Here is a 9,678-nt window from a genome sequence, read left to right on the forward strand (position 1 = left end):
CTTCGGGACCTACAATTACTAGGTCGTATAAAAGCCCCATTACCGAGGGCGCGGCATTATAACACCGCTTCTCGCAGATGGGTAGAAAAAATAAACGGCTCCTGCGAGCCGTCTATCTGTTTTCACAGAAAAGTGATTCTATTACAGAACCGCTTTTTCCACAACACGAACAAGTGTCCAAGACTTAGTCTTAGACAATGGACGGCATTCGCGGATTTCAACCACGTCACCGATTCCACATTCATTATTCTCATCATGGATGTGAAGCTTAGTCGTACGCTTGATGAATTTACCGTAAATCGGGTGCTTCACGAAACGTTCGATAGCGACAACTGCAGATTTTTGCATTTTGTCACTAACTACACGACCTTGCAAAGTACGAATTTTATCGGTCATTACGCACCCGCCTTTTGAGTCAGTAAAGTCTTAACACGTGCAACATCACGACGAGCTTGTTTCAGCAGATGGGTTTGCTGAAGCTGTCCAGATGCAGCCTGCATGCGCAGGTTAAACTGTTCACGCAGGAGGTTAAGCAGCTCAGTGTTTAATTCTTCAACACTTTTTTCACGCAGCTCAGTTGCTTTCATTACATCACCGTCTTAGTTACAAAGGTGGTTTTGATAGGCAGTTTTGCTGCTGCCAGCTTAAATGCCTCACGGGCCAGCTCTTCTGGTACGCCGTCCATTTCATACAGGACTTTGCCAGGCTGGATTAGGGCAACCCAATACTCCACGTTACCCTTACCTTTACCCATACGCACTTCAAGCGGCTTTTCAGTAATTGGTTTGTCCGGGAATACACGGATCCAAATTTTACCTTGACGCTTAACTGCACGGGTCATAGCACGACGTGCTGCTTCGATCTGACGAGCAGTCAGACGACCACGGCCAACAGCTTTCAGACCGAAAGTACCGAAGCTGATATCCGTGCCTTGTGCTAGACCACGGTTACGGCCTTTATGCACTTTACGGAATTTCGTACGCTTTGGTTGTAACATAGCGACTCTCCTTACTTACGGCCTTTACGCTGCTGCTTTTTAGGTTGAGCAGCCGGTTTTTCCGATTGTTCAACAGCAGCCATACCACCCAGGATCTCACCTTTGAAGATCCATACCTTAACGCCGATTACACCATAAGTGGTGTGCGCTTCAGAGGTGTTGTAGTCGATGTCTGCACGCAGTGTGTGCAGTGGAACACGACCTTCACGGTACCATTCGGTACGTGCGATCTCTGCTCCGCCTAAACGGCCACTAACTTCAACTTTGATCCCTTTCGCGCCAAGACGCATTGCGTTCTGAACTGCACGCTTCATAGCACGACGGAACATAACACGACGTTCCAGCTGTGAAGTGATGCTGTCAGCAACCAATTTAGCGTCAAGTTCCGGCTTGCGGATTTCAGCGATATTGATCTGAGCAGGAACGCCAGCGATTTTCGCGACGACCGTACGCAGTTTTTCTACGTCTTCACCTTTTTTACCGATAACGATACCAGGGCGAGCAGTGTGAATGGTTACACGAATGCTTTTAGCTGGACGCTCGATAACGATACGAGATACAGACGCTTTAGCCAGTTCTTTAGTCAAAAACTGACGTACTTTAAAATCGCTGTCTAGGTTGTCAGCGAATTCTTTGGTATTGGCGAACCAAGTAGAGTTCCAGGGTTTAACAATACCCAGGCGAATACCATTAGGATGTACTTTCTGACCCATTGCTAGTCTCCAGAGTCTCAGCGATCGGACACAACCACAGTAATGTGGCTGGTGCGCTTCAGGATACGATCTGCACGACCTTTTGCACGCGGCATAATGCGCTTCATGCTAGGGCCTTCGTCTACGAAAATTTTCGTAACTTTCAGATCATCAATGTCAGCGCCATCGTTGTGTTCAGCGTTAGCAATGGCAGATTCTAGGACTTTCTTAACTAATACAGCCGCTTTCTTATTGGTGTATGTCAGAATATCCAGAGCCTGCGACACTTTCTTACCGCGTACTAGATCCGCTACGAGACGAACCTTCTGCGCAGAAGAACGAGCGTGGCGATGTTTAGCGATAGTTTCCATCTCTTCCTCCTGCCTTAGCGTTTCTTAGCTTTCTTATCAGCCGCGTGGCCGCGATAAGTACGAGTCGGCGCAAATTCACCTAACTTGTGACCGACCATTTCGTCGGAAACAAATACTGGTACGTGCTGACGACCATTATGGACAGCGATGGTCAAACCGATCATGTTAGGAAAGATCGTTGAACGACGGGACCAAGTGCGCAAAGGCTTCTTGTCTCCGCTTTCCACCGCTTTCTCTACCTTCTTCAGCAAGTGCAGGTCAATAAAAGGACCTTTCTTGAGAGAACGTGGCATGGCTTATCCTCTAATATTATTTTTTGCTACGGCGACGTACGATAAACTTATCAGTACGCTTGTTGCTACGGGTCTTCTTACCTTTGGTTTGAACGCCCCACGGAGTTACCGGGTGCTTACCAAAGTTACGACCTTCACCACCACCGTGCGGGTGATCGACTGGGTTCATTGCAGTACCGCGAACGGTAGGACGAACACCACGCCAGCGAGCTGCACCTGCTTTACCAAGAACGCGAAGCATATGCTCAGCGTTACCAACTTCACCTAATGTCGCGCGGCAGTCAGCTTCAACTTTACGCATTTCACCAGAACGAAGACGCAGGGTAACGTAAGAACCATCACGCGCGATAATTTGCACGTAAGCACCAGCAGAACGAGCCAGCTGGCCGCCTTTACCTGGTTTCATTTCTACGTTGTGTACAGTAGAACCTACTGGGATGTTACGCATCGGCAGGGTGTTACCTGCTTTAATTGCTGCATCAACACCAGATTGGATCTGATCACCAGCTTTCAGGCCTTTAGGGGCCAGGATGTAACGACGCTCACCATCTTTGTATAGAACCAGTGCGATATTTGCAGAACGGTTCGGATCATACTCAAGACGCTCAACAACTGCCGGGATACCATCTTTGTTGCGTTTGAAGTCAACAATACGGTATGCACGCTTGTGACCACCACCGATATGACGGGTAGTGATACGACCATTGTTGTTACGACCACCAGACTTGCTGTTTTTTTCCAGCAGTGGGGCGTATGGCTTGCCTTTGTGCAGCTCTGGGTTCACCACTTTAACTACGTGGCGACGACCCGGAGATGTCGGTTTACATTTAACAATTGCCATTGTTTCTCTCCTCCGACTTACTCTGCGCCGCCGACGAAGTCCAGATTCTGGCCTTCTTTCAGGGTCACGTAAGCTTTTTTCCAGTCGCTACGACGACCAACACGCTGTCCGTGACGTTTAACTTTACCTTTAACCAGTAAAGTGTTCACATCTTTAACTTCAACTTCGAACAGCTTTTCTACGGCAGCTACGATTTCTGCTTTGGTCGCGTCTTTTGCAACTTTGAGTACGATGGTATTTGTTTTTTCCATCGCGGCAGACGCTTTTTCAGAAACGTGCGGTGCGCGCACTACTTTCAGCAGACGTTCTTCACGAATCATGCCAGCATCTCCTCAACTTGCTTAACTGCGTCAGCAGTCATTACGACTTTGTCGAAGGCAATCAAGCTAACTGGATCGATTCCTGCTGCATCACGCACATCAACCTTGTACAGGTTACGTGCTGCCAGGAATAGATTCTCATCTAATTCACCGGTGATGATCAGTACATCTTCCAATGCCATGTCTTTCAATTTCTGTGCCAGCAGCTTAGTTTTAGGCGCATCTACAGAGAATTGCTCGACAACGATCAGACGTTCTTGACGTACCAGCTCAGACAGAATGCTTTTCAGCGCTCCACGGTACATCTTTTTGTTAACTTTCTGACTGTGGTCCTGCGGACGTGCAGCGAAGGTAACTCCACCTGAACGCCAGATTGGGCTCTTAGCAGAACCTGCACGAGCGCGGCCGGTACCTTTTTGACGCCATGGTTTCTTTCCAGAACCAGTGACTTCGGCACGAGTTTTTTGCGCGCGAGTACCTTGACGGGCACCTGCTGCGTAAGCAACAACAACCTGGTGAACCAGCGCTTCGTTAAAATCACGACCGAAGGTAGTTTCGGAAACAGTCAGCGCGCTCTGCGCGTCTTTCAATACTAATTCCATTGCTATCCCCTTACGCCTTCACAGCTGGTTTAACAATCAGGTCGCTACCGGTAGCTCCCGGAACAGCACCTTTGACCAGCAGCAGGTTGCGTTCAGCGTCTACGCGAACGACTTCTAAGCTCTGAACGGTTACACGCTCATTACCTAAGTGACCTGCCATTTTCTTGCCTTTGAACACTTTGCCCGGAGTCTGGTTCTGACCGATAGAACCCGGAACACGGTGAGACAAGGAGTTACCGTGTGTAGCGTCCTGGGTACGGAAGTTCCAGCGCTTAACGGTACCTGCGAAACCTTTACCTTTTGAGGTGCCAGTTACGTCTACTTTTTTAACGTCAGCGAAAATTTCAACACTGATGCTTTGACCTACAGTATATTCAGCGCTTTCTGCACGGAATTCCCATAAGCCACGGCCAGCTTCAACGCCAGCTTTAGCAAAATGACCTGCTTCTGGTTTAACTACACGGTTTGCTTTTTTCGCACCTGTAGTGACCTGAATAGCTTGGTAACCGTCGTTTTCCAGGCTCTTAACCTGAGTAACACGGTTTGCTTCAACTTCGATTACGGTTACTGGGATTGAAACGCCTTCTTCAGTGAAGATACGCGTCATGCCCACTTTCTTACCGACTAAACCAATCATTGTATCAACCTCTCAATCGCTCGATGTCCTGATTAACCCAGGCTGATCTGCACGTCAACACCTGCAGCCAGGTCTAGACGCATCAGAGCATCAACGGTTTTTTCAGTTGGCTCAACGATGTCTACCAGACGTTTGTGAGTGCGAATTTCGTACTGATCACGCGCATCTTTGTTGACGTGCGGAGAGATCAGAACGGTAAAGCGCTCTTTACGAGTCGGCAGCGGGATCGGGCCACGTACTTGCGCACCAGTGCGCTTAGCAGTTTCCACGATTTCCGCGGTTGATTGATCGATCAGACGATGATCAAACGCTTTAAGACGAATACGGATTCTTTGGTTCTGCATGAGACCAGAGCTCCAAACATTTTATAAACGAAAATGATTACTCCTCGCACCCATTACGATTGATGGGAGAGTGTAATCGTTCAGCATATAACTCCCCAATCGGGAGTATTATTAGAGGTAGCAAATCGCTACTCTGCGATTCTGCTCGAATCGCGCTCCTATTACGAGCAAGCCAGCGCATTATACTTATAAATTTTTTCGATGCAACCCTTGTCTGCTTTTTGTACTCTGTGACCTAATTAACCGTCAATACACTAACCTATCTACATTACTTCTCTTCCTTGGACGCTAACTCTCATTACCCTAGACTCATAGTGGCCTATCACATGATAGCTTTTAAAATCTCCCCATGATGTTAATGGCCCAAGGCAGTATCATGCTCATCCCAAACTTAATCGCGCTCACATTGCTTCTTCTTAAAGTTATCAAGGGCTCATTATTGGCTTTCTCTCCTTCACTCCCCGAGCTCAATAGTGGGATTACTACAACAATCCTAGGCTACTCTGACAACAGCCCTCTTTTGAAAACTCAACACCCGCCTTATCTACAAAAGGTCGATCAGGGGTTAACTCTTACACTTGGCGTTTATCTTGCTATACAGGTTCAGCGTGGACTATTACCCCTGCCTCTGATTATCTTCGCTTTATTTATTGGCCTATTGCTTCTTCTGGCATGCATTGATTGGTTTTACTTGATCCTTCCTAACTCGCTTAACTTCCTACTTATCATTCTTGGGCTCTCCACATCAATAACCCTTTTCGGTCATGGGCTCATCGATGTACTCGTTAGGTGTTCCTGCTGTTATGGGACACTATGGTGGGTACAAGCGCTTTATCAAGCGTTGAGGCATAGGCCAGGCTTAGGGCTAGGTGATGTAAAGTATCTAACAGCTCTAGCTAGCTGGTTTACTATTGAGCAACTTTGTACTCTTATTCTTTTAGCGTCGCTTACTGCCTTAACCTTCTACCTCTGTAAGCACCGTGATCTAAATTCTCTGAACTCAATAACTATTCCATATGGTTCTTTTTTATCCGTGTCGGCAATGTACTGTGCTTATCTTTTCTTTCCGGATCTTCTAGATATCTACTAATCGCTATTCGCTATTCGCTATTCGTTTTTAGTCCAACTTCTGGTGATAAGATAATGGCTAGTAATTAATGTTGCGAGTAAGACTATCACTAGATGTAGTACATCATTGCCCATCAACGTAACGCTATTACTCTTAATCATGATACCTCTAATTAAACGTATGAAATGCGTTAATGGTATAAGGTTGCCGAGCCATTGCGACCACTGTGGCATAGCTTCAAATGGGGAAAGAAATCCTGACAACATGTTTGAAAATAGGAAATAAAATGAGAGTAATTGCATGGCTTGTAGCTGATTACTAATGAGGGTAGTAAGACCTATACCAATAGTGATACTCAACACAATAAATAAAAATGATACTCCGAACAGTTCGATAGATGAGCCTTTAATCGGAACATCTAAAAGCACTATACTAACGCCTAGCATCAGTATCAGTTGCAGCAGCCCAATCATTACATAAGGGATAGACTTGCCAAGTAAGTAAAGAAAAGGACTAATACCCGAACTTTGGATATGTCGTAAAGTGCCCTTCTCCCTCTCCCTGATGATCGATAATGAAACCATCAACATTGGCATTATCGACAGAATCATACCAATCAAACCCGGAATGATATTAAGATGCGAATCACCTCGCGGATTAAACCACTTCCGTAAAACTAGACTTGTTTTGCCGGGTGATTGACTGACCATTGATGATATTCTATTTAGTTCATGGCTTTGTGTATTATCAACAAGATATTGTAGTGTTTGTAATGCGTTTGCTGTACTGCTAGGTTCTGTAGCATCAGTTTCTACGAAAATTTCAGAGTTTTTATTACTTATAATATTTTTAGAAAAATCATCAGGTATATGTATAATTATTTTTGCCAAACCTTTAGAGAAGGCTCTTCTTGCAAGAATTTCATCATGCGTAAGGTTGATATCAAAATATCCACTATTACGCATAGAATGTATTAAATCCCTCGAAAACAAAGAGCTGTCTTTGTCTATGATGATTGTAGCGACATTCTTAGCATCTAAATTCACTGAATATCCCATTATAACTAAATTTAAAATGGGCATAACCACTACCATTAGAATAATAATTCTATCTCTAGTAATTTCTTTAATTTCTTTTTTCAGTAGTGCACATATTATAATAATATTGATCATTAATATGCTTGACCTTAACTATAGGATAAGCTGTATAGCAGAGTGTCTAATGGGGTTGGTACCTGACTGAAGATAAGGTCTGGGTACTCTCTTCTCAATTGTTCACAATCTAAATTACCGGTAACAGACAAATACTCCCCTCTAGGGATAATTTGAATACTTTTTTGAAGAGATATTTTATCTCTAAAATTTTCAATATTTCCCCCTGAAATTAAGTAAGTTGATAGCTTTTGTGAGCTAAACAACTCATCTAGCCCCCCAGAAAATAGTAACGCTCCACTTTTTAAGTAAACTATACTGTCGCACTTTTCTATTTCATCAATAGCATGGGTTACAATTAAAATAGTTATTCCTTTTGCTGAGAGACCGAAGATGAGATCCCAAAATTCCTTACGGGCGAGTGGATCTATACTTGCTGTAGGTTCGTCCAAAAAAAGTATTTTAGGTCGATGAATAATTGCACACGCTAATGATAATTTCTGTTTCCATCCCCCAGACAAATGTTGCGATAATGTATCCCTGAATCGATCTAGACCTAATCTAACAATAATTTTTTCAGCCTCTAGCTTTACATCCTGCACCTTACGAATTTTTCCTATAAACACTAGATTCTCAAATACCGTTAGGGAGTCCCATAATGTAAAGTATTGAGTCATATATCCTACATTTTTCTTTATATAGGACTGTTCTGTAGAGATGTTATACCCCATGCAGTAGCCTTCGCCACTATCAGCAGGAATCATGCCACAAATAATATTTATAATTGTCGATTTACCACTACCGTTGGGTCCAATAAACCCTACTATTTTCCCGTTAGGGATAGTAATAGTCACGTTATCGAGAACTTTTTTAGAATTGAAAGATTTATAAATATTTTTAAGAATAATACTTTCTTGCATTATAATTTCACCTCCACTGGTATACCCGCTGGAAGTCTTAACTGATTATTATTAAATTTAGCTTCAATCAAATAAACTAAAGTGTCATTCTTATTATCGTAAAGCATAGGGGGCGTGTACTCAGGCTTATTAGAAATGAAATTAATCGTTGCCTCGTACTCTTTATCTAGATCATTTATTGTTATAATAATAGGTTCTCCATGTTTTACTTTGTAGAGTTGTGATCTATTAATATAAAACTTGACCTTTTTATATCCATTAGGTGTAATAATAAGTACCGGATTACCCGTAGATGCGAACTCTCCTTCTTTTTTTAAAATATCGTGTATGACTCCGTCAACTGGACTTCTAATAATAGCTTTTGATATTTCATATTTACTATCATCTATATCTACATCTATGGTATTTATTTTTATCTTTTGAGCGAGTAATTCATCATTTCTTGATGGAAGCATACGATTATTCAAATCTGCCTTGATTTTTTGTAACTCATTTCTTTTCTTGATTAAATTAAGCTCTTCACTCTCAATATCTTCTTTAGAAACAAAATTCTTATTTCGTAACTTCCTTTTTCTTTCTAAAGTAGATTCTGCTTTACTTAGCTCACTGGATATTCTATTAATATCTATACTGATTATATCAATTTCACTCTGCCTTATTCCTTTCTGCATATTTTCAAGTATAGCTTCTTCATATTGTTTGTTTTTTTCTAATCTCTCCTTTTTTTTATTAAGTGTATAATTATCTACTCTAAATAATATCTCACCTGCAGAAATAACATCACCTTTACTAACATCTAACTTTTTTATTTCGGCAGGAATTTCAGATGACATGTAAATATATTCATCTTCAATATAACCAATAATACTATTTTTATCGTCATTACATCCTGCAATCAGGAATATATAAAGTACTTTATATATTAGTGCGGAGAATTTCATGAAACTCCATTTACCTAGCTTAGAAGGGAGTAAAAATTATAATCAGCAGGTAAAATAAAACAAACGATATTTTCTTATTAAAAGTTTCAATAAGAGAATACAAAAGTTGAGAGTCTAGTTATTGCTAATAAAATATTAATTTTCCAAAAAAAAAAAGAGCGCCTAAGCGCTCTTTCTCGGTAAAGTTATATCAATTAAGCGATAACTTTAGCAACAACGCCCGCACCTACGGTACGACCACCTTCACGGATTGCGAAACGTAAGCCGTCATCCATTGCGATTGGGTGGATTAAGGTAACAACCATTTTGATGTTGTCGCCTGGCATTACCATTTCAACGCCTTCTGGCAGTTCGATGGTTCCAGTCACGTCAGTTGTACGGAAGTAGAACTGTGGACGGTAGCCTTTGAAGAACGGAGTATGGCGGCCGCCTTCGTCTTTAGACAGAATATAGACTTCTGACTCGAACTGGGTGTGTGGCTTGATTGAACCTGGTTTTGC

General features: G+C 42.7%; 16 protein-coding genes. 1 reads left to right on the forward strand and 15 read right to left on the reverse strand.

Annotation, left to right across the window (positions count from 1 at the left end):
* Window positions 1–141: 141 nt before the first annotated feature.
* The 11 genes from rpsQ to rpsJ are packed head-to-tail and all read right to left on the reverse strand — an operon-like array spanning window position 142 to window position 5,097.
* Window positions 142–396, reverse strand: a complete 255-nt coding sequence (gene rpsQ, locus HGT70_RS16005) for a 30S ribosomal protein S17 (RefSeq protein ID WP_013510766.1) — start codon at window positions 394–396, stop codon at window positions 142–144.
* Entirely contained in the window at window positions 396–587 is a 192-nt protein-coding gene (rpmC, locus tag HGT70_RS16010) for a 50S ribosomal protein L29 (protein WP_048912854.1), read from the reverse strand. The genes rpsQ and rpmC overlap by 1 nt, the downstream gene beginning before the upstream one ends.
* Window positions 587–997, reverse strand: a complete 411-nt coding sequence (gene rplP / locus HGT70_RS16015) for a 50S ribosomal protein L16 (RefSeq protein WP_014542598.1) — start codon at window positions 995–997, stop codon at window positions 587–589. The genes rpmC and rplP overlap by 1 nt, the downstream gene beginning before the upstream one ends.
* An 11-nt stretch (window positions 998–1,008) precedes the next feature.
* Window positions 1,009–1,710 carry a 30S ribosomal protein S3 gene (gene rpsC, locus HGT70_RS16020; protein ID WP_071433385.1) on the reverse strand — a complete coding sequence of 234 codons (702 nt, stop codon included), beginning with the start codon at window positions 1,708–1,710 and terminating at the stop codon, window positions 1,009–1,011.
* 17 nt (window positions 1,711–1,727) lie between these two features.
* A complete protein-coding gene (rplV, locus tag HGT70_RS16025; RefSeq protein WP_000447532.1) occupies window positions 1,728–2,060 on the reverse strand; it encodes a 50S ribosomal protein L22 in 333 nt (110 codons plus the stop codon).
* 14 nt (window positions 2,061–2,074) lie between these two features.
* Complete coding sequence (gene rpsS, locus HGT70_RS16030; protein ID WP_004929772.1) at window positions 2,075–2,353, reverse strand: 30S ribosomal protein S19; 279 nt, start codon at window positions 2,351–2,353, stop codon at window positions 2,075–2,077.
* A 16-nt stretch (window positions 2,354–2,369) separates the two neighbouring features.
* A complete protein-coding gene (gene rplB / locus HGT70_RS16035; RefSeq protein WP_214196532.1) occupies window positions 2,370–3,194 on the reverse strand; it encodes a 50S ribosomal protein L2 in 825 nt (274 codons plus the stop codon).
* A gap of 17 nt (window positions 3,195–3,211) precedes the next feature.
* A complete protein-coding gene (gene rplW / locus HGT70_RS16040; protein WP_092678362.1) occupies window positions 3,212–3,514 on the reverse strand; it encodes a 50S ribosomal protein L23 in 303 nt (100 codons plus the stop codon).
* Window positions 3,511–4,116 (reverse strand): 50S ribosomal protein L4, encoded by a 606-nt coding sequence (gene rplD / locus HGT70_RS16045; RefSeq protein ID WP_071433377.1) that lies wholly within the window; start codon window positions 4,114–4,116, stop codon window positions 3,511–3,513. The genes rplW and rplD overlap by 4 nt, the downstream gene beginning before the upstream one ends.
* 10 nt (window positions 4,117–4,126) lie before the next feature.
* The gene (gene rplC, locus HGT70_RS16050) at window positions 4,127–4,753 is read right to left on the reverse strand and encodes a 50S ribosomal protein L3 (RefSeq protein WP_071433375.1); all 627 of its coding nucleotides are present in this window, start codon (window positions 4,751–4,753) and stop codon (window positions 4,127–4,129) included.
* Window positions 4,754–4,785: 32 nt separating this feature from the next.
* Window positions 4,786–5,097, reverse strand: coding sequence for a 30S ribosomal protein S10 (rpsJ, locus tag HGT70_RS16055; RefSeq protein WP_001181005.1), 312 nt, complete (start codon window positions 5,095–5,097; stop codon window positions 4,786–4,788).
* A 376-nt stretch (window positions 5,098–5,473) separates the two neighbouring features.
* Between rpsJ and HGT70_RS16060 the strand changes: the two genes are divergently transcribed.
* On the forward strand, window positions 5,474–6,187 hold the full coding sequence (locus HGT70_RS16060) for a prepilin peptidase (RefSeq protein WP_214196533.1): 714 nt from the start codon (window positions 5,474–5,476) through the stop codon (window positions 6,185–6,187).
* A gap of 17 nt (window positions 6,188–6,204) precedes the next feature.
* Here the strand turns inward: HGT70_RS16060 and HGT70_RS16065 are convergent, their stop codons facing one another.
* The 4 genes from HGT70_RS16065 to HGT70_RS16080 form a co-directional block, all read right to left on the reverse strand.
* A complete protein-coding gene (locus HGT70_RS16065) occupies window positions 6,205–7,338 on the reverse strand; it encodes an ABC transporter permease (protein ID WP_214196534.1) in 1,134 nt (377 codons plus the stop codon).
* 14 nt (window positions 7,339–7,352) lie between these two features.
* A complete protein-coding gene (locus tag HGT70_RS16070) occupies window positions 7,353–8,237 on the reverse strand; it encodes an ABC transporter ATP-binding protein (RefSeq protein WP_214196535.1) in 885 nt (294 codons plus the stop codon).
* Window positions 8,237–9,178: an HlyD family secretion protein gene (locus HGT70_RS16075; protein WP_214196536.1), complete on the reverse strand. Its 942-nt coding sequence runs from the start codon at window positions 9,176–9,178 to the stop codon at window positions 8,237–8,239. Before HGT70_RS16075 ends, HGT70_RS16070 begins: the two co-directional genes overlap by 1 nt.
* A gap of 194 nt (window positions 9,179–9,372) precedes the next feature.
* Window positions 9,373–9,678 (reverse strand): EF-Tu C-terminal domain-related protein (locus HGT70_RS16080; protein WP_463357658.1); only part of this gene is annotated, 306 nt, incomplete at its 5' end.

This window comes from Rosenbergiella collisarenosi, from assembly GCF_018494085.1.
GTDB lineage: Bacteria > Pseudomonadota > Gammaproteobacteria > Enterobacterales > Enterobacteriaceae > Rosenbergiella > Rosenbergiella collisarenosi.

Excerpts from the sequence above, each read along its gene's own strand:
- rpsQ (WP_013510766.1), bottom strand. The coding sequence starts at position 396 with ATGACCGATAAAATTCGTACTTTGCAAGGTCGTGTAGTTAGTGACAAA.
- rpmC (WP_048912854.1), bottom strand. The coding sequence starts at position 587 with ATGAAAGCAACTGAGCTGCGTGAAAAAAGTGTTGAAGAATTAAACACT.
- rplP (WP_014542598.1), bottom strand. The coding sequence starts at position 997 with ATGTTACAACCAAAGCGTACGAAATTCCGTAAAGTGCATAAAGGCCGT.
- rpsC (WP_071433385.1), bottom strand. The coding sequence starts at position 1,710 with ATGGGTCAGAAAGTACATCCTAATGGTATTCGCCTGGGTATTGTTAAA.
- rplV (WP_000447532.1), bottom strand. The coding sequence starts at position 2,060 with ATGGAAACTATCGCTAAACATCGCCACGCTCGTTCTTCTGCGCAGAAG.
- rpsS (WP_004929772.1), bottom strand. The coding sequence starts at position 2,353 with ATGCCACGTTCTCTCAAGAAAGGTCCTTTTATTGACCTGCACTTGCTG.
- rplB (WP_214196532.1), bottom strand. The coding sequence starts at position 3,194 with ATGGCAATTGTTAAATGTAAACCGACATCTCCGGGTCGTCGCCACGTA.
- rplW (WP_092678362.1), bottom strand. The coding sequence starts at position 3,514 with ATGATTCGTGAAGAACGTCTGCTGAAAGTAGTGCGCGCACCGCACGTT.
- rplD (WP_071433377.1), bottom strand. The coding sequence starts at position 4,116 with ATGGAATTAGTATTGAAAGACGCGCAGAGCGCGCTGACTGTTTCCGAA.
- rplC (WP_071433375.1), bottom strand. The coding sequence starts at position 4,753 with ATGATTGGTTTAGTCGGTAAGAAAGTGGGCATGACGCGTATCTTCACT.
- rpsJ (WP_001181005.1), bottom strand. The coding sequence starts at position 5,097 with ATGCAGAACCAAAGAATCCGTATTCGTCTTAAAGCGTTTGATCATCGT.
- HGT70_RS16060 (WP_214196533.1), top strand. The coding sequence starts at position 5,474 with ATGCTCATCCCAAACTTAATCGCGCTCACATTGCTTCTTCTTAAAGTT.
- HGT70_RS16065 (WP_214196534.1), bottom strand. The coding sequence starts at position 7,338 with ATGATCAATATTATTATAATATGTGCACTACTGAAAAAAGAAATTAAA.
- HGT70_RS16070 (WP_214196535.1), bottom strand. The coding sequence starts at position 8,237 with ATGCAAGAAAGTATTATTCTTAAAAATATTTATAAATCTTTCAATTCT.
- HGT70_RS16075 (WP_214196536.1), bottom strand. The coding sequence starts at position 9,178 with ATGAAATTCTCCGCACTAATATATAAAGTACTTTATATATTCCTGATT.